20 protein-coding genes are annotated in these 23,232 nt (G+C 52.3%); 11 read left to right on the top strand and 9 right to left on the bottom strand.

The features are described from left to right. Window positions 1-56: 56 nt before the first annotated feature. From CSR02_RS08595 to CSR02_RS08585, 3 genes are all read right to left on the bottom strand, one after another. On the bottom strand, window positions 57-710 hold the full coding sequence (locus CSR02_RS08595; RefSeq protein WP_099541309.1) for a hypothetical protein: 654 nt from the start codon (window positions 708-710) through the stop codon (window positions 57-59). A gap of 221 nt (window positions 711-931) precedes the next feature. Continuing rightward, window positions 932-2,332 (bottom strand): sugar porter family MFS transporter, encoded by a 1,401-nt coding sequence (locus CSR02_RS08590; RefSeq protein ID WP_099541307.1) that lies wholly within the window; start codon window positions 2,330-2,332, stop codon window positions 932-934. Window positions 2,333-2,413: 81 nt separating this feature from the next. Beyond that, window positions 2,414-3,655 (bottom strand): lytic transglycosylase domain-containing protein, encoded by a 1,242-nt coding sequence (locus CSR02_RS08585; protein WP_099541306.1) that lies wholly within the window; start codon window positions 3,653-3,655, stop codon window positions 2,414-2,416. Window positions 3,656-3,926: 271 nt separating this feature from the next. On the opposite strand from CSR02_RS08585, the gene CSR02_RS08580 reads away from it, so the two are divergent. Continuing rightward, window positions 3,927-5,519, top strand: a complete 1,593-nt coding sequence (locus CSR02_RS08580) for an L-lactate permease (protein ID WP_099541304.1) — start codon at window positions 3,927-3,929, stop codon at window positions 5,517-5,519. Window positions 5,520-5,603: 84 nt separating this feature from the next. Here CSR02_RS08580 and CSR02_RS08575 read toward each other — a convergent pair whose 3' ends face one another. Further along, window positions 5,604-5,906 (bottom strand): putative quinol monooxygenase, encoded by a 303-nt coding sequence (locus CSR02_RS08575; protein ID WP_099541303.1) that lies wholly within the window; start codon window positions 5,904-5,906, stop codon window positions 5,604-5,606. Window positions 5,907-6,055: 149 nt separating this feature from the next. Between CSR02_RS08575 and rfaD the strand changes: the two genes are divergently transcribed. From rfaD to CSR02_RS08550, 5 genes are read left to right on the top strand one after another with little or no spacing between them, the layout of a single operon-like run. Further along, window positions 6,056-7,036: an ADP-glyceromanno-heptose 6-epimerase gene (rfaD, locus tag CSR02_RS08570; RefSeq protein ID WP_099541302.1), complete on the top strand. Its 981-nt coding sequence runs from the start codon at window positions 6,056-6,058 to the stop codon at window positions 7,034-7,036. 24 nt (window positions 7,037-7,060) lie between these two features. Then, window positions 7,061-7,900, top strand: coding sequence for a prolipoprotein diacylglyceryl transferase (lgt, locus tag CSR02_RS08565; RefSeq protein ID WP_099541300.1), 840 nt, complete (start codon window positions 7,061-7,063; stop codon window positions 7,898-7,900). A gap of 8 nt (window positions 7,901-7,908) precedes the next feature. After that, entirely contained in the window at window positions 7,909-8,937 is a 1,029-nt protein-coding gene (locus CSR02_RS08560; RefSeq protein WP_099541298.1) for a class I SAM-dependent methyltransferase, read from the top strand. After that, entirely contained in the window at window positions 8,934-9,719 is a 786-nt protein-coding gene (gene pgeF, locus CSR02_RS08555) for a peptidoglycan editing factor PgeF (protein ID WP_099541296.1), read from the top strand. Before CSR02_RS08560 ends, pgeF begins: the two co-directional genes overlap by 4 nt. Beyond that, window positions 9,716-10,744: a hypothetical protein gene (locus CSR02_RS08550; RefSeq protein WP_099541295.1), complete on the top strand. Its 1,029-nt coding sequence runs from the start codon at window positions 9,716-9,718 to the stop codon at window positions 10,742-10,744. The genes pgeF and CSR02_RS08550 overlap by 4 nt, the downstream gene beginning before the upstream one ends. A 60-nt stretch (window positions 10,745-10,804) precedes the next feature. Here CSR02_RS08550 and CSR02_RS08545 read toward each other — a convergent pair whose 3' ends face one another. Next, entirely contained in the window at window positions 10,805-12,172 is a 1,368-nt protein-coding gene (locus CSR02_RS08545; RefSeq protein WP_099541293.1) for a transglycosylase SLT domain-containing protein, read from the bottom strand. Between the two features lie 189 nt (window positions 12,173-12,361). Between CSR02_RS08545 and CSR02_RS08540 the strand changes: the two genes are divergently transcribed. From CSR02_RS08540 to CSR02_RS08530, 3 genes are read left to right on the top strand one after another with little or no spacing between them, the layout of a single operon-like run. Continuing rightward, window positions 12,362-13,225 (top strand): ABC transporter permease, encoded by an 864-nt coding sequence (locus CSR02_RS08540; protein WP_099541291.1) that lies wholly within the window; start codon window positions 12,362-12,364, stop codon window positions 13,223-13,225. Continuing rightward, window positions 13,222-14,079 carry an ABC transporter ATP-binding protein gene (locus CSR02_RS08535; protein WP_099541290.1) on the top strand — a complete coding sequence of 286 codons (858 nt, stop codon included), beginning with the start codon at window positions 13,222-13,224 and terminating at the stop codon, window positions 14,077-14,079. Before CSR02_RS08540 ends, CSR02_RS08535 begins: the two co-directional genes overlap by 4 nt. Before the next feature lie 3 nt (window positions 14,080-14,082). After that, window positions 14,083-14,430, top strand: a complete 348-nt coding sequence (locus tag CSR02_RS08530; protein WP_099541288.1) for a YnfA family protein — start codon at window positions 14,083-14,085, stop codon at window positions 14,428-14,430. A gap of 3 nt (window positions 14,431-14,433) precedes the next feature. Here CSR02_RS08530 and CSR02_RS08525 read toward each other — a convergent pair whose 3' ends face one another. The 4 genes from CSR02_RS08525 to CSR02_RS08510 form a co-directional block, all read right to left on the bottom strand. Further along, entirely contained in the window at window positions 14,434-15,495 is a 1,062-nt protein-coding gene (locus CSR02_RS08525; RefSeq protein ID WP_042788374.1) for a transporter, read from the bottom strand. Window positions 15,496-15,640: 145 nt separating this feature from the next. Next, a complete protein-coding gene (locus CSR02_RS08520; RefSeq protein WP_099541287.1) occupies window positions 15,641-15,928 on the bottom strand; it encodes a hypothetical protein in 288 nt (95 codons plus the stop codon). 178 nt (window positions 15,929-16,106) lie between these two features. After that, window positions 16,107-17,177, bottom strand: coding sequence for a histidinol-phosphate transaminase (gene hisC / locus CSR02_RS08515; RefSeq protein ID WP_099541286.1), 1,071 nt, complete (start codon window positions 17,175-17,177; stop codon window positions 16,107-16,109). 100 nt (window positions 17,178-17,277) lie between these two features. Beyond that, entirely contained in the window at window positions 17,278-17,850 is a 573-nt protein-coding gene (locus tag CSR02_RS08510; RefSeq protein WP_042788379.1) for an ankyrin repeat domain-containing protein, read from the bottom strand. A 337-nt stretch (window positions 17,851-18,187) separates the two neighbouring features. Here CSR02_RS08510 and tkt point away from each other — a divergent pair, with 337 nt between their 5' ends. Both tkt and CSR02_RS08500 read left to right on the top strand, forming a co-directional pair. Next, on the top strand, window positions 18,188-20,290 hold the full coding sequence (gene tkt, locus CSR02_RS08505) for a transketolase (protein WP_099541285.1): 2,103 nt from the start codon (window positions 18,188-18,190) through the stop codon (window positions 20,288-20,290). Window positions 20,291-20,375: 85 nt separating this feature from the next. Beyond that, a complete protein-coding gene (locus tag CSR02_RS08500; protein WP_099541283.1) occupies window positions 20,376-23,231 on the top strand; it encodes a bifunctional transaldolase/phosoglucose isomerase in 2,856 nt (951 codons plus the stop codon). Window position 23,232 lies beyond the last annotated feature (1 nt).

Here is a 23,232-nt window from a genome sequence, read left to right as displayed (position 1 = left end):
AAGTGCCTGTTCCGTCTCCTTCTTCAATCCATACAATATAGGAAGTATTTTAAGATCTAACAGGCCCTAGACAGAGAAACTTCAAGCTGAGCAAACACGTTGCCACGTCCAAATGCAACGAAAACAAGCGCAGGTTTTAATAAACTTGCTCGAAAAACTTTCCAATCAATATTAAACACAATCTCTAAGGGCGCCGTCTCATTACTGGAAAGAGATAAAAATTCTTCAAAAGGAATATTTAAACTGCCAAAACGGACGTTATCAAAAGTCGAATTAGTAGTATCTAATCTAATTGTTTCATTAGCATTATCATTAGACCATCGATTACAAGCAATATGTAAAAGATATAATAATTCATTTTCAGACATTAACCGAAAATATTCCCACAAATTGGGAGGAGAACCAACAAAATCTATGCTTTTAAGATGGTTAGCACGCATATATTGCCCTGAATATTCAAACACACAACGATTTGGTTCAATATTACCCAGAGTCATATAACCGCCGGGAACAGCTCGTCCCATTTTCCCCGTTGAAGGATCGAACCACTTATCTTGTGAAATATTCGTCAAACCCCAATAATTACCAATATTGCATACGAAAGCGACCTCTGAAAGATTCTTTACATGATCGAGACGCTTCTGAATAAGCTTATCATTATTATCAATACAAATAAGATGAAAATCATGTGTTAATACAGATTTAAGCATAACAAACCTACACTGTTTTATTTGTTAGTGGAATAACATTGTCCATTGATAAAATACATATTTTTTCCAAGGTTGGTAGTTGCAATGTTTAAAAATTTCATAGATTTGTATAACTTATGTAATTAAATTTTTATTAAGAGGCCAATTCTAAGATAGCTTTAATTTCCAGTGTTTCTTCGGCAAAATGGGCGCAGTCTCTCTACACCCATTTTTACATTTGATCAGGAAATCCCGATATCTCGCAATTTTTTGCCGGACATCAAATTGTGTTCAATCTGTTCCAAACTCATCCCTTTGGTTTCTGGCACAAACAGATAAGTCAGCCCTAAAAAGCAACCATTCAGAATGGCGATCATGCCAAAAGTTGCAGACCCACCCAACCAGGCCAACACGCTTAAAAAAGATGCGCCAACAATCATGTTGGCAACCCAGTTTGTAAGTGTGGAGAGCATGATGCCCAGATCCCTCCCCTGCATTGGTTGAATTTCTGAACACAGCACCCATACAATCGGGCCGGCAGACATGGCATGTGCCACAATAAAAACCATAACCATAAACACGCAGGCCATGCGAGATGCTTGGTCCACCATACTGCCATGAAGCAGCACAGATAAACACGCCATGCTCAGTACCATAATGGTAAAGCCACAATATAGAACTGGCCTGCGCCCCCATTTATCTACCAGACTGATGGCCAAAAATGTTGCAATAACATTCACCAGCCCGATCATGGCAGTGCACCACATCTGGGCAGCACCAACAAACCCGGCAAGCTGAAAAATACGTGGTGCATAATACATCACCACATTTATACCCGCGAACTGCTGCATAACCTGTAGCAACATGCCCAAGCCAACAGACCGCCTAAAATTGGCATTCACACGCAGCAAATTCCAACCATTCTGGCGTGCCTGCAACTGGCTATGAATGGCTTTTATTTCCGCCCGTGCTTCCTGCGGTGTTGCACGTAGGCTGGTGAGCACTTCCAGAGCCTCAGCTTTACGGCCACGCATCATCAACCAACGTGGACTATAGGGCAGAAACAACACGCCTATAACGTAGACAATGCCGGGAATGGCAATAATTCCAAACATCCACCGCCATTGGCCATGATAACTGAAAAACGTATCACTTAAAAAGGCCAGAAAAATCCCTATCGTAATCATAAGCTGATACGTGGAGATCATGGCGCCACGGCTGGATTGATCAGCCACTTCAGAAAGATAAAGGGGAGCAGCAAAAGCCGCCACGCCAATAGCCAACCCCATAAGTGCGCGCCCAGCTATGAGCACCGTTACAGACCATGCCAACGCACACAGCAAGGATCCTGCAATAAAAACACCACCCCCAAACACAAGCGACCATTTACGCCCTGTATGCTGGGTGACCCAGCCTGCACATACCGCCCCTACGGCTGCACCTGCCATCATGGCACTTACAATCCATTCCTGGGCCAGAGTGGAAGCCTGAAAATCTCGTGCCAGAAAATCTAATGCTCCGGAAATAACACCAATATCCAACCCGGACATCAAACCAGCCGTTGCTGCCAGAACACCAACAACCAGAACCTTTATAGGAAAAATAGTTTTTGCTTCCTGATCAGGCAGTACTGCGTTTTCCATTTATTATTCCACTTTGTTTTTTCTGGAAGACGCAGTTGCTTTACAGGGAATTGCATCAAAAGGAAAAAGACTTTCCGCCCATTACCCTCCACGCACCTGAATACAAGGCAAAGTATGTGCCTTTAGCACCTGACAGACATCTGCTGGGCCAGTATTTTGGGCCGTAATAAACTGCGCCCTATAATAAAACCGTCCAGCTACAGAAGCCTGCGTAACAGTAGGCCGCACAGCCAAAGCATGTGCCGCCAGCAACCGGTGCACAGATTTCAATGTTTGCTGTGCTTCGGCATAAGAGGCAAACGCCCCCACCTGCACAGTACCTGATGATTTTGCTGACAGTGATGAAGGCAATGTAAGAATATGCGCAGAACTGGAGGCCTCATTTTGCCTTTGTGCCAATGGCACACCATGCACGACAGCTTGCACTGGCACATTCCCTGTATCAGCTGGAGGCACCCCAAGCGGTGCCGCAGTTACACCCATGGGTTCAGCCTGCGCCACCTCTACGGGCACAGATGTTGCTTCAACAGGTTGCGGATCTGGGTGGGGTGTATCTCTGTCCATCAGGCAGGGAGTTGAAGGATCATAGGCTGCATTAGGGTCTCGCAAACAGCCATCTGCTGTGCGCGATAAATCTGCCCGTGCGTATTCTGCTACAGAGCTGGATGGAATGGATGAAGCTGCACTGGCTACTGTTACAGTTGAAGGCGTTGGCGCAACATTGCCTATAGGTAATGTTGCTGTGCCCAGATACGGCGTAATGGACGCAACATAATTGACCGTCTCATCCGGCAAAGGCCGCCCGGACGCTAAGTAATCATCCACCCGTTGTGGGCCTGCATTATAGGCCGCCAGAAATCCGGGGGAACCGTAGTGGTCATACATCTGGCGAATATACCCCGCCCCTGCCATAATATTATCATGCGGGTTATAGGGATCTCCACCCAGATTGAACTGACTTTGCATATCTGCATAGGTTGCGGGCATAAGCTGCATCAGCCCCATTGCCCCGGCAGATGATGTTGTAAGCTGCCCATCCAGATACTGATGACCGCCCGATTCCTGCTGCATAACAGCACGGATCCAGCTTTCTGGAACAGAAAAACGCTCTGCTGCTTCCTTAATATATGGTCCCCATGGATCCTCTGCCGAGCCTACTGGCTGATAGGCTGCGGGGTTAGCGGCGGCTGTTTCATAAGCTGCCTGATAATATGCCTGCGAGGAAACATATCCGCTGGGCCTGATTGCTGGCGTGGTACACCCTGCCAACCCCAATAAGAACGCGGTGTACGCAAATTGCCGTTTCTGCACCCGAAAAGACACACGCCGTCCCCTTCCGCATGTACCATATATTCCAGCTTCAAGGCTTATCCCACAAACGTGCCTGTAAATGCACGGATTACGGATTTTTCCTCCATCCATTACCAATATGTCATTTTGATGAAAGCCAACTGTTTGGCTGTCTCTTCAAAAGTTCCTCCATCACAACATATTGTTATAACGACATTTTTTCTTGCATCCTGTGGCAACCACCCCCTTAAGATGGCTTTAACCCCCACATAAGAAGGGGAACAACGCCTATTCAGGAACTGCCATGTTCATACAGCCACTTGTTCCGGCGGGTCACAGCCTTGTGCTGTCATTTCTGCTCGCGGCCTCACCTATTATTGTTACACTCTTTGTTATGGGTATTCTGCGCCGTCCGGCATGGCAGGCTACTCTGGGCGGCTTAATTATTGGGTTGCTTGTTGCCACCACCATCTGGGGGTTACCAGCCAAGCTGGCTGTTGCCAGTATCAGCAACGGAGTGGTGTTCTCTCTTCTGCCAGTGATGTGGATTGCACTTTCTGCTCTCTTTTTGTTCAATGTGGCCGTGCAAAACGGGCGGTTTGATGCCTTTCGGGACTGGATTATCCAGCACGTCCCCAATGACAGGCGCATCATGCTGGTGGTGCTGGGCTTCTGTTTTAGTGCAGCCTTGGAAGGCGTAGCCGGATTTGGCACACCTGTGGCCATTACCAGTGCTTTGTTGATTATGCTGGGCTTTCCCGCGCTGGATGCCCTTACATATGTACTTATCTTCAACTCAGCACCGGTAGCATTTGGCGGCTTGGGTATTCCCGTAACAGTTCTGGGCTCTATTACGGGGCTGCCTGCAGATGTGCTGGGGGCAACCATAGGGCGCCAGCTTACCCCATTTGCACTTCTTATCCCTTTTTACGTGATGGCACTTTATGGCGGATGGCGTTCCGTTCGGCAGACATGGCCTGTACTGTTGGTTGCTGGCGGCAGCTTTGCGCTGACCTTGCTGGTTATCTCTGGCGCGGGGCTTTACAGCCTGAGCAACGTGCTTTCCTCCAGCGTGGCACTTGTAGCCACCATTGCTTTCCTGCGCTTTTGGAAACCAACATCAGACCCCCAATACGCAATTGATCTGAGCCATCTGCACCACCAGCAAACTGGGTCTGCTCCAGTTCCACGCTGGCAAGGCTGGATTCCGTGGATTACGGTTATTGCGGTAGTCATTGCATGGGATACGCTGCATATTGCCAAAATTGGCACTCTGCCCATTCATTGGCCGGGGCTGGATAATGCTGTGTTTATCTCTCTTTACAAAACCCCTTATGCCGCAGTGTGGAAATTTGAACCCTTGGGCACAGGCACGGCCATTTTGGTTTCCGCCATTCTGACAGCCCTTTTTACCCGCACAACATTACAGCAATTTGGGGCAGCGGCCCGCACCACGCTTAAACAGGGCTGGCTGGCTGTAGTAACTGTTGCCCTTACAATTGGGCTGGCATTTTTGATGAACTATTCCGGCATGACCTATACCTTGGGGTATGCAGTTTCTTCCGCTGGCATGGTCTTTCCGCTGGTTTCCGTGTTCCTTGGCTGGATTGCCGTGTTCCTGACTGGGAGTGACACCTCCGGCAATGCACTTTTCGGCAACCTGCAGGTGGCAGCCGCACATCAGCTTTCACTGGATCCTGTGCTGTTTGCCTCTGCCAACTCATCTGGGGGCGTTATGGGTAAAATGATTTCTCCCCAGAATATCACCACTGGCGTATCAGTGACCTCTCTTAAAGGTCAGGAAGGTACAGTGTTGGCACGTACCTTTAAGCACAGCCTCTTTCTTACCTTCTGTATCGGGCTTGTGGTTGTCTTCCAGCAATTTGTGCTGCGGTAGCATCTTTCCTCTTGCCGGTTACGCACAACAAAAACGGCCCCATATAAATGGGGCCGTTTTTTATATAGCTTAAACTGCGTGCGTTCAGGCACTGGGTAGAGGCTGTAGAATATGAAGCTGAATGGGCTTTTCCAACAGTGTGTTCAGCTCTGCGGCAAGTGTTTTAAAATGCGGTGTTTCCATATGGTCCTGCAAAGCCTTGCGGCTTGCCCAGCGTTCCACAAAAACAAATGTCTGCGGATCATCCAGATCACGGTTCGGCACATACTGGCTATTTGTGCTTTCTGCGCGAGATGGCTTGATACATGCCACCATAGCCTGCGCCACTTTTTCTTCTGCGCCGGGTTTTACCTTTAAAAGAGCAACAACTGTAATTTCTTCGCTCATACTACGTGCCTCTTTCCTGCTAAATGGCGATCACACGTAAATAGTAGGCAATATGTTCTTCCCTGACTATGGGCTGAAAAGCCACTTCTGAGCACATCTGATATTTGACAGCTTGGAGTGCACGATGCTGCCCTTTATACTCCCCCGCCATGATAGTTATTACAGGGGGAGCCGGCTTTATCGGCTCATGCCTTCAGGCTGCGTTGGCCGCCAGAGGGCTGGAAACCATAATTGTTGACTGGCTTGGGCAGGAAGGCAAATGGCGCAATGTGTCCCAACATGCGCCCACACGTTTGATCGCCCCGGAAAATCTGGAAGCTTTTTTGGCGGCCGCCCCAAAAATAGATACCATCTTCCATATGGGCGCTATTAGCGAGACCACAGCCACAGATGGTGATCTGGTCTGGCGCACCAATGTAGAACTTTCACAAACATTGTGGGACTGGTGCACACGTAACCGCGCCAGGTTTATTTATGCATCTTCTGCCGCCACGTATGGCGCGGCCGATAAGCCTGAGCTTTTCAATGATGATCCGGGCTATCTTTCACAGTTGCGGCCACTTAATTTGTATGGCTGGTCCAAACATGTGTTTGACCAACACGTTACCACCACATTGGACCAACACACACCACGCCCCCCGCAATGGGCCGGGCTGAAATTTTTTAATGTTTATGGCCCAAACGAATACCACAAAGGCAAGATGATCTCTGTGGTCAAAGTAAAATATGATGAGGTGAAATCAGGCCAACCGGCACGCCTGTTTCGGTCTGACAGGCCAGATATTGCAGATGGCATGCAAGCACGAGACTTCATATGGGTGGGCGATGTCGTAAACGTTATGCTCTGGTTGTATGATAACCCAGAGGTATCAGACCTGTTCAACTGCGGCACAGGCACGGCACGCACCTATCTGGATCTGGCCCATGCCGTATGTGATGCCATTGGGTGTGAGCGCCGGGTAGAATTTATTGATATGCCCCAAAGCTTGCGCGGGCAGTATCAATCCTACACACAGGCAGATCTTTCCCGCCTGCGGGCTGCTGGTTACACTGGCCAGTTCACACCGCTGGAAGAGGGTATTAAACGCTACGTGCAGGATTATCTGGCAACAGATAACCCTTATCTCTGACCCCGCCATACCGGATCACCCGACATGCTTCCTGTTCTGATGTTTCCTCAGTTTAACCCGGTGCTGGTGCATGTCGGGCCATTTGCCATACGATGGTATGCGCTTTCCTACATTCTCGGCATTGTGCTGGGCATTACGCTGTTGCGCCGGCTGGTCAATCTGCCGCCACGTGCCGGCACGCCAGAACTGGCGGATGACTTTCTAGCGTGGGTCACCCTCGGGATCCTGATGGGGGGACGGCTGGGATACGTGCTGTTTTACCAGCCCGGCTATTACATCACGCACCCTCTGGCCATGCTGGAAGTATGGCATGGCGGCATGTCTTTCCACGGCGGTGCACTTGGCGTGATTATTGCCATGATGCTGTTTACATGGCGCCATAAGCTAAACTTTCTGGCCTTTGCAGACCGTGTAACCATTGCCGTGCCCATTGGCCTGGGCTTGGGCCGTGTGGCCAATTTTATTAACGGAGAACTATGGGGGCGTGAGGCACCAGATTCTCTCCCCTGGGCCATGATCTTTCCCGATGGTGGGCCAATCCCACGCCATCCCTCACAACTTTACGAAGCACTTACAGAAGGGCTCCTGCTCTTTTTAATTATGTTTGCAGCCTCTCGCAAACTTTCAATCCGTGAACGTCCCGGTTTTCTGGCTGGCATGTTTTTGGCCGGATATGCCTGCGCGCGCAGTTTTTGCGAATTCTTTCGTGAACCCGATTCATTCCTTGGGTTTCTGCCCGGTGGCATCACTATGGGGCAACTTTTGTGCTGCCCCATGTTGGCAGCCGGTATTGCCCTTATGGTATATGCCAACCGCCATCCGGTTTACGAAGGTATTCCACCAGAAGCAGAAGCCAAGCAGTAAAAACGCCCATGTCTTCTTCCTTACCGCCGCAAGCTGAAAGGCTGGATGTTTTTATGGCGCGCGCCAATGCGCGCTATTATGCAAGCAAACCTTTACTTTCAGATTTTATTACTGCGCCTGAAATCTCACAGGTTTTTGGAGAGCTGCTGGGTGCATGGGCTGCCACCGTCTGGCAGAATATGGGACGCCCCGCACAGGTTATTTTTGCAGAAGCGGGGCCAGGGCGTGGCACCCTTATGGCAGATGCACTGCGCCTGATTACACGCTGTGCACCAGATTTTGCACGTGCCCTTAAGGTGCACTTAATAGAAACATCTCCGCTTATGCGGCAGGCCCAACAACAGGCCCTTAGTGCTTACGGAATACCCATTTGGCATAACCGGATAGAAGATCTTCCCGCAGGGCCGCTTATTCTGTTGGGGAATGAATTTCTGGATGCTCTGCCCATCCGTCAATTTGTGCAAACAGCCCAAGGTTGGCACGAACGCTACGTTCTGAATCAGGCATTCCATCTTGTGCCGTGTGCGGCACCTACGTTACCAGATGGCCGAACACTGGAACAGGACACGATTGTAGAATTATGTGAACCTGCGTTGGAAGTCGCACATTATCTGGGCCAAAGGCTTGCATCCCAACCGGGTGTGGCACTCTTTATTGATTACGGCCACCATTCCAATTTAACAGGGGATTCCCTTCAAGCCTTACGGCACGCTCGCCCGGCACAGCCACTGGAAGCTGCAGGTGAGGCCGATCTGACAGCGCATGTTGACTTCACAGCCTTTGCCGCCGCGGCCCATCAGGCTGGTGCACATGTTTACGGCACAGAAACACAAGGCGCTTTTTTACGCGCACTGGGCCTTATGGAACGTACCGAACAACTGGCCATACAAGCCACAGCAGAAGATGCTGCTCTCCTGCGCAGTGCTGCACACAGGCTGGCCGCGCCAGAAAAAATGGGCCATCTGTTCCGTGTTATGGCGCTTACCTCTCCAAACCAGCCTTCACTCCCCGGTTTCATGAAAGGAGCGGACGTATGACACCAACGCTCTCCCCCTTTACTAGCCCTTTACTTGGACATACCCGCCACGGATTTTTCACGCGTGAAGGCGGTGTTTCCACCGGGCCTTACGCCAGCCTCAACTGCTCCACAAAATCTGGTGACAGCCCACAGAATCTGGCTGAAAACCGCAGGCGCGTTGCAACACATCTGGGTGTTAAAGCAGATCACTTACTGGGCGTTACACAGGTGCATGGCCGGGCCGTGATAACTGCCACCGCACCTTGGCCACCCGGCACTGGTGCACCAGCAGATGCTCTTGTAACCAATCGGCCTGATGTTGCCATAGGCGTTATTACCGCAGATTGTGCCCCCGTTTTGTTTGCCAATGCCGCAGGCAGCATTGTTGGGGCCGCACATGCCGGTTGGCGGGGTGCCTTGGCCGGTGTTCTGGAAGCCACATTAGATGCCATGAAGGCTCTTGGCGCTGATATGGAAACCATTAGCGCTGTTGTTGGCCCCTGCATTGCCCAGGAAAGCTATGAAACGGCCGAGGACATGCACACAGCCATTACCACGGCAGACAAACAGGCAGCACGCTTTTTTGCACCGGGCATACGCCCCGGCCATTATCAGTTTGATCTGGCAGGATGGTGCGTATTTCGGCTGCAACAGGCGGGTGTACGCAATGCTGCGGCATTAGGGGTTGATACGCTTTCTGATGAAAAACGCTTCTTCAGCCATCGCCGCCGCACTCTGGCTGGTGGTGGACAGATCGGACATCAGATTTCAGCGATTGCTACGGGACTGCACAACGGATGAACCGCCTTTTACGCCATGCTGCCCTTCCGCTTTCTTCTCTGCTGTTTTTGGCAGGATGTCTGGATGTGCCGCACCCATTTTCCAACCCCGGCAAAGGGGCATCCAAACTTGCGGCAAACGCCCCTCCCTCGCGGTTAGATATTCCAACCCCAACCGATTCTCTTCTGCCTGATGCCTCTGCTCAGATTTGGGCCAAAGATGTGGCATCGGAATTGCTGCAACAAACCATTCCTGCCATTGCCCAACCTGTAAGGCCCGGAGATTGGTGGCTGAAAATGCGGGCAGAACTACGGGGAGACCAGGTTGTACCAATTTACACAATCATGACCCCCAAAAATCAGATTCGCGCCACGCAGGAAGGGCAGGCTGTTCCTGCCGGCCAATGGTCTACCGGAGATGCGCCTTTTTTCGCACTGGTTGCCCAAGATGCTGCGCCCCGAATCTCCTCTGTACTGACGGGCATACAGGCGGATGATATGGAAAAAGATCCGCACAGCCTCAAACATCGTGCTGCACGGGTTTATTTTACGGGTGTTACCGGTGCGCCTGGCGATGGCGACATTTCTTTAGCCCGCGCCTTTTTGGCCTCTTTCCATGACAACGAAGATACAATTCAGAACTCAAAGGAAAATGCTGATTTCACTGTCAGCTCTACTGTCAAACTCACCTCCGGGCCCACAGGCACATTAGGGCACCCCCAGCAGCATATTGAAATTGTATGGCGCGTTGTAGATAAGGCCGGCAAGGAAGCCGGGGCAGCAACGCAATTACATGATATTGATGCACATTCCCTTGATGGTTATTGGGGAGATGTTGCTGTTGCCGCAGCACAGGAAGCCGCAGAAGCCGTTAAACAGATTATTGGCCGCTATTCCGGGCGCGATAACGCGCCATTAGCAGCGCCCAATGCACAACAGGCACAGGCACAGGCACAGGCACAGGCACAGGCACAGGCAGACAACACTACAAACAGCAGCACCACGCCAGCACAACCAAGCCCAACACCAGCTCCTGCGCTACCCTAAGGAAAACGAAGTGTTCTGTTTCTCTGCCTGTTTTACTGAATCAGTAGAGAAACAGAACACTCAGGAGCGCGAACCGGGAGAAATGACCACACAACCATTGAGCTTGCGGCAGGCATCCAATGCTTCCTCATGCGAAAGATTGGTCAGTCTGGCTCTATACAATTTGCCTGTTTTAGCTTGTACGCTTGCTATTTGTGCACGCGCACCCGTAAGCGCCGCTCTGTTTCGGGCCTGGCCTGTTGCACTCTGCGCCATGGATTGCGTGCCAAAAGCACCCACCTGAATAGCCCAGTTTCTTGCTTCATCCCCACGTGTGCGCCGGGTCATTAACGGTGCGGGTTCTGCATGTGCTGCGGGAAAAACCTGCATCCGGCGCTGGGATGATGTGCTCCCCAACACAAGGCGTGAAGGTGCATTCGGTTGTTCAGGCGGGTTGGGAATGGGATCAGACGCATCTGCTACCTGCACAGGTGCTGCTGAAGCCGCACTTTCTGACGAGCCCAAGCGCTGTGCCCATGCAGCGCGCACATCTGCCGGGCTTTCTGTCAGCCCATTAATGCGCCCTCCCTTGCGGGCCACTGGCTGCCATTCTGGTGTGTACGCTGTGGTTGCAGAATCGCCATCATTCCCAACAACTTCAGCCAACTGCACTGGCTGCGCACCACTATTGCCACCCCGTTGTGCCCACGCAGACCGAACAGAATTAACTTCCCCCACAGACTGAATGGGCTGATAGGACTGAGCCATACTATCATGACTGGCCACCAGCAGATCTGCCTGAGAGCGATTGGCGGGAGAAATCCCAACAATTCTGCGCCCAATGGAGGCCACGTAATTCCGTGTTTCACGCGGGAGCGTGCGGTTGCGTGTTAAAAAATCTTCCAGCCTTCCGGGGCCCGCATTGTAGGCCGCCAGAAAACCCGGAGAACCATATACATCATACAACTGGCGGATATAACCTGTGCCCGCCATAATATTATCATGTGGGTCAAACGCATCATCACCCAGATTATAGGCTTGGCGCATTTCATCATATGTAGGGGGCATCAGCTGCATTAACCCCATGGCGCCGGGGCCTGATGTTACCAACTGGCCGTTATGGAACAGCCGCCCGCCCGATTCCTGCTGAATAACCGCACGTATCCATTCATCCGGCACATCAAACCGCTTTGAGGCTTCCTGAATATACGGCCCCCACGGATCTTGCGGCGTACCGGGGGGGGCATAATAGGAACGTGCATGCGCCCGATACCGTGCGGCCTCTTCTGCCACAGGCATGGTAATATCATCCCCACTGGGCTGATTTGCACAGGCCGAAAGTAACGCCAAAAGCCCCAGAATAACGGAACCTTTAGCAGCGTGGGCCAGCCTTTTACCTCGCCATGCCACAGAACACCGCTTATGCTGGCTGATCTGTCTGGATGTCATGCTGTCTGGTCATCCCATTCATGGAAGGCAAGGCACCGGCTTGTCGGGAAGTTTTCCTGACGATCTGGCATAAAACTCATGCTGGTATTTATACCCCGGCGGTTTCTCATGCAAGAAATCGCTGTGGCTGTTCTTTCCCTATTATGCTGCCTGTTGCAGAGACCGAATTGATCGGATAGGCCATACTGTATGATGGCCTCCTCCGGTTCTTCCGCGCAGTTTTCTGGGTCTGGGTTACCTACGCAGCCAGACCGGGCTTCGCGCTCCCGCCTTGTTTCCGCCTTCAATGATATTGTAGGTGGCCTACGCCTATGGCGGCTGGCCCTTTCACTGGGTTGGCTGGATATCCGGCTACAATTCAATGGGTCACGCATTGGCCCCTTCTGGCTTACGCTTACTACCGGTGTCATGGTTGGCTCCATGGGGCTGATCTATTCTCAGCTCTTCCATCTGGTTCTGCACGATTACCTGCCATATCTGGCAATTTCGCTTATTCTATGGCAGGCGGGGCTTTCTTCACTCATTCAGGAAAGCTGTTCCACCTTTACGCGTGCGGCAGAAACCCTGCGCTCGGTCAACATGCCGTATTCCGTACAGGCATTCCGCACCATGGTACGGTGCGGCATTATGTTTGGTTACAACATTATTGTGCCAATTGTTGTGTTTCTGGCACTGGGTGTATGGCCTGGCCTCACCATGCTTTTGGCCATACCAGCCATAGCCGTATGGCTGGCCAACAATGTGGCGCTCTGCCTGTTACTTGGCAGCGCCTGCGCCCGTTTTAGAGATATTCCCCCCATTGTCGGCAGCATTCTCCAGATCATGTTTTATATCACCCCCGTTATCTGGGAGCCCAAACAGCTTGGGAACACAACATTCTGGCTATATTTCAACCCGTTTTATGCATTGCTGGAAATTGTGCGCCGCCCTTTTCTGGGGCAAATGCCAGACCCCACCCTATGGATGATTGCCGGAGGTTTCAGCCTCACCCTATGGATTCTGGCACTGTTTGTTTTCTCCCGCTCCCGTAGCAGACTGGCATTCTGGATATGAAGGATTCATCCGCACATACAGATCCAAAAACCACTGCTACGGCTGCTTCCATCAGCATTACCGACCTGTCTCTCAGCTTTCCCATTTTTCATGGTGGAGCACGTTCACTCAAAAAAATGCTGCTCAAACGTGGCAAGTCACTGCTGGCAAGTGCGCGCGGGCTTCAAACTGGAGGGACAGTGACCCTCGGCCAAGGTGAAACAGGGACTGTTTACATCGAAGCGCTCCGAGATATTTCCCTCAGCATTACGGCTGGGGAGCGCGTGGGCTTGATCGGGCATAATGGTGCGGGCAAATCCACCCTGTTGCGTGTTATGGCGGGCATTTACATGCCAGAAGCACCCAATGTGCATATTCAGGGCAAAGTCGCCCCGTTACTGGATCTACTTTCTGGTATGAACCCGCAGCTTACAGGCCGGGAAAACATAAGCCTGTTTGGCCACCAGAAAGGCTTTAACTCTACCCAGATCAGCAAACTTGAAAAAGATGTGGAAGCCTTTGCCCAACTGGATGATTTTCTGGATCTGCCCGTAAGGCTGTATTCCACAGGCATGACCATTCGGCTGGGTTTTGGTCTGGCCACTTCCATTACACCACAGATCCTCCTCATGGATGAGTGGTTTATGGCCGGAGACTTTCATTTTCAGGAACGCGCGGAAAAACGTCTAGCCTCTGTTGTGGATTCCACGGATATTCTGGTTATCACCTCACATGCTTTGGGCGTGCTGGAAAAATGGTGCACCCGGCTTATCTGGATGGAGCATGGACAAATACGGATGGACGGTCCGGTAAAACCCGTTATGGCCGCATACCGTGCAGAATCTGAGCAAAATAACCAGAAAGATCATGCCTAAACCATGGATACGCTCTTTTTCGTGCTCCGTTCTTTTGGCATTTATCTTCTTGCCGGTTTTGCCGAAATTGCAGGCTGCTTTGCCGTATGGCTCTGGATTAAGGAGGGCCGTTCAGCCTGGTTGATTCTCCCCGGTCTTCTCAGCCTTTGCATCTTTGCCTTTCTGCTCACCCGTATAGATGAAGAAAGCGCAAGCCGGGCCTATGCTGCTTATGGTGGCATTTATATTACAGCCTCACTTATATGGATGCGCTGCGTAGAAGGCCGCACGCCTGATAAATGGGAAATAACAGGTGCGTTAATCTGCCTGCTGGGGGCGGGTGTTATTTTATTAGCCCCGCGGCACGGCTAGGCATTACAGCAATTTTGTCATCTTCAGCACAAACCATGTGCCAAGCATAATGGCAAAGCACAAAATACCGGCAATAACCGTATCCCACGCTCCACCAGACAAAAACATGCCCCCGGTATTCATGCCAAAAAAGCCGGTTACAAATGTGGCCGGCAGCATCAAGGTAGTACCAACTGAAACGATATACAGGCGCCGGTTGGTTTCTTCCGCCTGATTGGATGTCAATTCATCCTGAAGTGAACGTGCGCGATCTTGCAGGGCCAGAAGGTCATCCAATGCGGCATGAACCTGCCGTTGGGAACGATCTCGTAGATCATCCTCAGCCCATTCTGGCAGTTCCAATTCCTCATCACGAAAAATACGATCTACCGGGGCCAGAACGCGCCGCAATTCCGTAGAGCGACGCCGGGCCACCCCCAGCAAACCACTCATACGGCCCAGATCCGTATCCCGATCCATCATCAACAGCACATCTTCGGCACGGTCCAGCTGATCATCTAACCGGGCAAAATCGCGGCGTAATGTATCTGCAAATTCCAACAGAGCCCGATCCACCACCTTGGCAGGGGAGCGTGGTACAAGCCCACGTTGCAGTTCATGATACACCACGCCCAGCGCCGGAATGGGATGCCGGCGAGTCGTCAACAGCAGATCAGGTTCCAGCGCAAACCGCCACGTACTGACATTTCTTTCATCATCGGTGGAAGTATCGTCAAACGCTGGCAAAGCACCAAAAACAATATCGCCTTCGCTTTCCAGCCGTGTGCTACGTTCCAGATTTGTCAGAACCTGCCGCACTTCTTCCGGTAACGAAGGTATGCTTTCAATCTGTGCGCGAGAAAGGGTATGGACAATATCGAAATGGAACCATGCCCATCCCTCCTCCTTCATCAATTCAGGAGGGAAATTGCCGGTTGTCAGCCGCTGTGTAACAACATCACGCCCCAGCTCCACCGGCTCCTTACCCGGACGGCAGAAAATGGCCCACACCAGACCATCGCGCAAAAGAGTGCCCCCTTCAGAAAGAAGATCAGGCAGAGCTCCGGCGGATGGTGACTGCGGCATCACTGGTCTCCCTGCTTTCTTACAGGCATCTTCCTGAGCGGGATGCGTTATAAAACCTGTTTTTGGCGCCAGCGCCAGTCAGGTTGCATAACATGGGCCAGAAATTGGCAAAAGGCAGGCACGCTCCCTTTTGCCAACACTTAACTTATGAGCGCGCCCGCAAACCAGCGGCACGACGGCCTGCGCCACCCCCAGCCAAACGAGCAGAACGCGCGCCATCCTGCTGCTTACGTGTGGCTTTAAGAACAGGTGCGGCTGTCAGCTCGGCTTCTAACTGAGCAATACGTTTGCGTATGCTTTCCTTCAACGCGGGAGAGGTATGAGCCTTCATTGCTCCCAGCGTTTCCTTCAGATCGCGCAGCTGCTTCTGTTTTTCCGGCAGAGAACGACGAATAGGCTGGTTGTCAGACATCTGGCCACGATAAGCACGCATGAGCTGAACCTCATTACATCAAAAGAAGGCACGGCCATTAGGGTTGGCCGCGCTGCCTGCACAGTGCAGAATTGACCCCTGACAGTCTGCCTCAAACACAAATAGCCCTTGGCCCACCGTAAACACGGCAGGCAAGCCCTCTATATGCGCAAGAAGAACAGACTTTCTTAAGGTCTGGTTATAGCGAATTGCTGCACAGAATATCCCGCAATGCCGAAAGCAATGTTTCGCACTGCTGATCTGTGCCGACCGTAATGCGCAACCACGCAGCCGTGCGCTCACCCCTTAAGTGCCTGACAATAATGGCACGTTCTCTGAGTTGGGTGGCCAGTTCTGCTGCGTTCCGGTTCGGATGCCGAGTGTAAACAAAATTGGCTTTGGACGGCAAGACATCAAATCCGAGTTTTTGCAGTCCTTCCGCCAATACGGTTCTGCTGGCCACAACCTTTTGCACGCTGGTAGCAAGCCATGCCTCATCTTCCACCGCAGCCGTAGCTCCAACCTGCGCCAGACGATCCAGCGGGTAGGAATTGAAGCTATCCTTAATCCGCACCAGCCCTTCAATCAGTTCTGGCTGCCCAAAGGCAAAACCTACCCGCAAGCCAGCAAGCGCACGGGATTTAGAGAAAGTCTGCACAACCAGAAGATTCGGATATTCCTTAATTAAGGAAACGGCACTTTCCGCACCAAAATCCACATAGGCTTCATCAATCAGCACAACGCGGTTTGGCTGCAACTCCAGAAGTTTGCGCACCTCCGCCAGATCAAGAGCAATGCCAGTTGGGGCATTGGGGTTGGCAACTACCACCCCACTGCATGGGCCAGCATAGTCTGCAACATTTACCTGCATGTCATCCGTAAGCGGCACGTTACGGAATGGCAGAGAATAAAGACCGCAATACACCTTATAAAAGCTGTATGTTACATCTGGAAACAGCAGCGGTTCACCATGCGCAAAAAAGGCCTGAAACGCATGCGCCAGAACCTCGTCCGATCCATTGCCAACAAACACATATTCCGGCCCCAGCCCCACACGCGCACCCAAAGCCGTACGCAAAGCCAAAGCTTCCGGGTCTGGATACAACCGCAATGTATCATTATCCGCTGCACGAATGGCCTCCAACGCACGTGGAGAAGGACCGTATGGCGATTCGTTGGTGTTCAACTTGATCAGATCTGTCATTTTAGGCTGCTCACCAGGTACATACGGTGTCAGCTTATGAACAAGCGGGCTCCAGAAACGGCTCATGCTACGTCTATCCACAAAAACAAAAGCAGCCTGATATCAGGCCGCCTTTCCCTTCTTGTCTGAAGGTGTAAAATTACAAACTGATCTGCCAATCCTTTATTCAGGAAAGGCTGGCCGCCACTGCTTTCAGCGCTTCCTCAAGTGCAGGTTTGCCCTGCCTGCGGGCCAGATCAATGGCGTTAAGGCCTTCGCCATCACGCAATGTTGGGTTGGCTCCGGCTTTCAGCAGCAAAAGCGCCATATCATCGCGCCCAAACATCACGGCAAATATCAGGGGCGTGCGCCCAACAGCATTGGGAATATCCACACCCGCACCGGCTTCCAGCAACATGGTGGCAAGTGGCATATCACCTTTAAAGGCCACGCCAGCCAGTGCTGTAGCCCCTTTTTCATCCTGCAAATCCGGCTTAGCGCCATGGGTTAAAAGCACACGCACCGCATCTTTATGCCCATTGTAAGAGGCCAAAATAAGGGGGGTATATCCTTTTTCGGCCCGCAGATTCGGATCCATGCCTGCCTGTAAAAACCGGGCCAGCATATCTGCATCCCCTTCGCGCGCGGCATTCAGAAAAAGTGCTTCAATCTGTTCACGCGTAAAGCCCTGTGCGCCACCACCGGATGCCGGGGCGGCTGTTCCCTGCTCGGACGGTGTCCGGGAAGAAACTTCTGTCATGACTGACCTCCGGAAAAGAATGGTTTTGCAACAACGGTTATCTTGCGCTGCCGCGTTATTTAGAAAAGAACCATATCAGCCCCTTTGTCCATACTGCAAACGCCCAGCCAGCACGCCAGCCCCCACCAGGCTGAAACACCATATTCACATCCAAAATCACATATTTACGACACCAGCCCTGCTGAACATAAAAAGCTGCCTACACGTCATCATCTCTTGCCGAAAAACGCCTAACCGTGGAATTGTGCGGAACTCTTACGCAGCGCCCCTGTTGGGGGTGCTCATAATTTTTCGGCCATAATTCATAATTATGGCCCAGCCTGGAGGATAGGTCTGCATGCGCGTTTCTCTTCCCACCCCTGTTCGCGCACCTGCACAAACGCAGGGCAGTGGCGCATCCAGCCTTGATACGCTGTGCATCAACACCATTCGCGCGCTTGTTATGGACACCGTACAAAAAGCCAATTCCGGCCATCCGGGAGCAGCCATGTCCATGGCACCGCTAACCTATACTCTGTGGCAAAACCTTCTGAGCTATGATCCGGCCAATCCGCTCTGGCCCAATCGGGACCGGTTTGTGCTGTCTATCGGGCATGCCTCTGCCCTGCTTTATTCCATGATCCATCTTTCCGGCATCCGGCAGGTCACAGACGGCAAGGTGACCGCAGCACCTGCCCTAACCACGGCCGATCTGGAACAGTTCCGCCAACTTGGATCCAAAACACCGGGACACCCAGAACACGGGCATACAACCGGAGTGGAAACAACAACTGGCCCGCTGGGCGCAGGTTGCGGAAATTCTGTTGGCATGGCCATGGCGGAAAAATGGCTGGCAGCACGCTTCAATAAACCGGGGTTTGATCTGTTTGATCACCATATTTACACCCTGTGTGGCGATGGTGACATGATGGAAGGCGTAAGCAGTGAAGCGGCTTCCCTTGCCGGGCACCTTCAGCTTGGCAACCTGATCTGGATTTACGATTCCAACCGTATCTCCATTGAAGGCGGGACCAACATTGCGTTTACAGAAAATGTGGCAGAACGCTTTGCAGCCTATGGCTGGCAGGTTCTGGAACTGAAGGATGCAAATGATACCGCAGCCTTTACCCGGCTTGTTGCCGAAGCCAAAGCAGAAACTGGCCGCCCAAGCATTATTATCGCCCATTCAGTTATAGCGTGGGGTGCTCCCAATAAAGCCGGCATGGCCTCTGCCCATGGCGAACCTTTGGGCGCAGAAGAAGTGCGTGAAACCAAAAAGTTTTATGGCTGGCCGGAAGACAGCAGCTTTTTTGTGCCGGAAGTGGCCCTACAACATATGCAGGATGGTTTAGGCGCGCGTGGGGCCGCCGCCAGTGCTGCCTGGGCCAAGCTATTTGCCAGCTATCGTTCCGCTCACCCTGCCCTGGCAACAGAACTGGATGCCATCTTCAATGGCACACTGCCAGAAGGGTGGGATGCGGATATTCCCGTTTACGAAGCCAACGCCAAAGGCGAAGCCTCACGCGCCAGCTCTGGCGCAGTCCTGAACGCTGTAGCGGGCCGCCTGCCCTGGTTGCTGGGTGGATCAGCAGATTTGGCCCCTTCTACCAAAACACTTTTGAAAGGTGAAAAAAGCTTTCAGCCACCAAAATGGGGTGGAAACTATGGGGGCCGCAACTTCCATTTCGGGGTGCGCGAACATGCCATGGGAGCTATTGTTAATGGCATGGCCCTGTATGGTTTGCGCCCTTACGCGGCTGGCTTTCTGATTTTCTCGGATTACATGAAGGCCCCTATTCGCCTTTCTTCCATTATGGGCCTGCCAGTGACCTATATCTTCACCCATGACTCCATCGGGGTGGGAGAAGACGGCCCAACTCATCAGCCCATTGAGCAACTTGTTCAGTTACGTGCCACACCGGGCCTTGTAACGCTGCGCCCAGCCGATGCCAATGAAGTGGCAGAAGCATGGCGTTTTCTCATCCAGCATCGCAATGGCCCCAGTGCTTTGGCCCTTAGCCGCCAGAATCTGCCTACGCTTGACCGCACCCGCTATGCACCGGCTTCCGGCCTTACCAAAGGGGCCTACATTCTTGCCAGCAGCGCAGCAACGCCCAAAGTTATTCTGATTGCATCGGGCAGCGAAGTTTCTCTGGCTGTGGGCACATATGAAGCCCTGAGCGCAGAAGGAATTGCGGCTCGCGTTGTTTCCATGCCCAGTTGGGAACTTTTTGAAGCCCAGCCACAATCTTACCGTGAGAGCGTGCTACCCGCCGCTGTAACAGGACGTGTGGTAATAGAAGCAGGCTCACCTATCGGGTGGGACCGCTATGCTGGACCGACAGGTGAAATCATTGCCATGCGCGGCTTTGGTGCCTCGGCTCCGGCGGGTAAACTGCTTGAAAAATTCGGGTTCACACCAGAAGCTGTATTGGCAGCAGCCAAGAGGCAAGCAGGCTGAACAAAACCTGATCTTTCACCGCACGTTACATTACATCGGTCTGCCCGGCGTTTGATCGGGCAGGATGGAGAAAGGATAACCACCCATGACATCCTCCGCCACGCCAAGCGCCAATCCGTTACGGGCACTTGCAAACGCCCATCAGTCCCCTTGGTTGGACTTCATCCGCCGCTCCTTTGTGGAGGATGGTTCTCTGGCGCGCCTCGTGCAGGATGATGACATTCGTGGTGTCACCTCCAATCCGGCCATTTTCCAGAAAGCTATGGGAGAAGGCACGGAATATGACGCCCAGATGCGTGATATTCTGGCGCATGAAATTATCGCCCCCGGCATGCTTTACGAAAAACTGGCGGTTACCGATATTAAAGCTGCGGCCCATGTTCTGGCCCCGGTTTATGCACAAACCCACGGCAAAGATGGCTTTGTAAGTCTGGAAGTCTCCCCTTATCTGGCACGGGATATGCAGGGCACAGTGCATGAGGCCGCCCGCCTGTGGGCGGCTGTGGCTGAACCCAACCTGATGGTGAAAATTCCCGCAACGCCTGAAAGCATTCCGGCTATCCGCACAAGCATTGCGGCAGGCATTAACATCAACGTTACGCTTATTTTCTCTCTGAACGCCTACAAAGATGTTGTGGATGCGTGGCTGAGTGGCTTGGAAGATCTGAAGGCCAAAGGAAAAGATCTTTCCCGCGTTGCCTCCGTTGCCTCCTTCTTTGTCAGCCGGATTGATAGCAAGATTGATGCGGAAATTGATCGCCGTGTTGCTGCGGGAGATAAAGATGCCGTAGCCCTGAAGGCCCTGCGTGGCAAAGTGGCTATTGCCAATGCCAAAATGGCCTACGTGTACTGGCAGGAAATTATGCAGACGCCACGCTGGAAAGCGCTGGAAGAAGCGGGCGCACAACCCCAGCGCCTTCTGTGGGCCTCCACCGGCACCAAAGATAAAACCTATAGCGATGTGCTGTATGTTGAAAGCCTGATTGGCCCCCAGACCGTCAACACTTTACCCCCTGCCACCATGGATGCCTTCCGTGACCACGGCACTGTGGCTGAAACTCTTGGCTCAGATATCGCTAATGCACGACAGGTGATGGAAGATGCCCAGCGCCTTGGCCTGAATCTGGAAGGCATTACAAAAACACTTGTAGATGAAGGTGTGCTGTCTTTTGCAGATGCCTTTGATGGGCTGCTGGGTTCTGTTGCGGCCAAGCAGGCCACTCTGCTGGAAGATAAGCTGACAACCTTGAAAACAAGCTTGCCAGCTGATTTTCAGGAAGCCGTTAACAAAGGGCTGGCAGAATGGCGTAAAGCGGGCACCATTCGTCGCCTATGGGCCAAAGATGCCTCTGTATGGACAAATGGCCCTGAAGCCAAATGGCTGAACTGGCTGAATACGGTGGATGACCGTCTGAAGCATATTGGGGATCTGGAAGCTTTTCAGGCAGAAGTGAAAGCGCGTGGGTTCCATCAGGTTCTGCTTATGGGTATGGGTGGCTCCAGCCTTGGGCCTGAAGTACTGGCCATGACTTTTGGCAAGCACGAAGGTTTTGGCCATCTTTACGTGCTGGATAGCACGGACCCACAGCAGGTTGCTGCTTTTGAAAAGAAGATAGACCCGCACCACACACTGTTTATTGTGGCCTCCAAATCCGGCAGTACGCTGGAGCCCAATATCATGCTGGCCTATTTTCAGGATCTGGCCAAACGGGCGCTGAAAGAAAAAGCCGGGTCACACTTTGTCGCCATTACAGACCCCGGCTCCAAGCTGGAAGCTTTTGCCAAGGCCGAAGGGTTCTGGAAGATTTTTGCCGGTGACCCGCAGATTGGTGGCCGTTACTCCGTTCTTTCCAACTTTGGTATGGTGCCTGCGGCCGCAGCCGGTGTGCCGCTGCGCCTGTTCCTTGAAGATGCCTTGCGTGGCGTGCGCATGTGCGATGGCAGCGTGCCGCCTGCATCCAACCCTGGTGTTTTGTTAGGCACCATTATGGGTGTTGCCGCCACACAGTTTGGACGGGACAAACTCACTATTATTGCCACGCCACAGATCATGGATTTTGGTGCCTGGATGGAACAGCTTATTGCTGAATCCACTGGCAAGCATGGCAAGGGCATTATCCCCATTGATGATGAAACACTGGGTGGCCCCAAACGCTACGGCAAAGACAGACTCTTTGTATATCTGCGCCTTGCACCCGAACATCGGCATGAACAGGACGAAGCCATTTCTACCCTGATTGATGTGGGACAGCCTGTCATTACCATCAATTTCCACAACAAGCGCCAGATTGCGCAGGAATTCTTCCGGTGGGAAATTGCAACCGCTGTTGCCGGGGCTTTCCTGAACATAGATCCGTTCGATCAGCCAGATGTTGAATCCACCAAGATTGAAACACGCAAGCTGATGGAAGCTTACGAAAAAACCGGAAAGCTGCCCGCAGAAGCCCCCTTTGCACAGCACGGCCCATTGGTGTTTTTTGCTGACCCAGCCAATGCCTCAGCTCTTAAAGGGGATACGGCCACCGCTATTCTGAAAGCACATTTTGACCGCGTAAAAGCCGGAGACTACGTGGGCCTTCTGGCTTACATTGAACGCAACCGTGAAACACTGGAGTGGATCCAGCATGTGCGCCTGCATGTGCGGGATGCCAAAACCATTGCCACGGCCGCAGAATTTGGCCCCCGCTTCCTGCACTCTACCGGTCAGGCTTACAAAGGAGGCCCCAACACTGGCGTTTTTCTGCAAATTACTGCGGATGATGCACGAGACCTGCCCGTGCCCGGCACTGGCTATTCCTTTGGCGTTGTAAAAGCTGCGCAAGCGCGTGGAGATTTTGACGTGCTGGCCGAACGCAAACGCCGTGCCCTGCGGGTGCATATTAAAGGAAATCTGAAAGAAGGCCTTGCAGCGCTTGCTTCCGCCCTGCATGACGCCCTGTAAA

Source organism: Acetobacter pomorum (assembly GCF_002738225.1).
GTDB classification, from domain to species: domain Bacteria; phylum Pseudomonadota; class Alphaproteobacteria; order Acetobacterales; family Acetobacteraceae; genus Acetobacter; species Acetobacter pomorum.
This window is presented reverse-complemented; position numbering and strand designations above follow the sequence as displayed.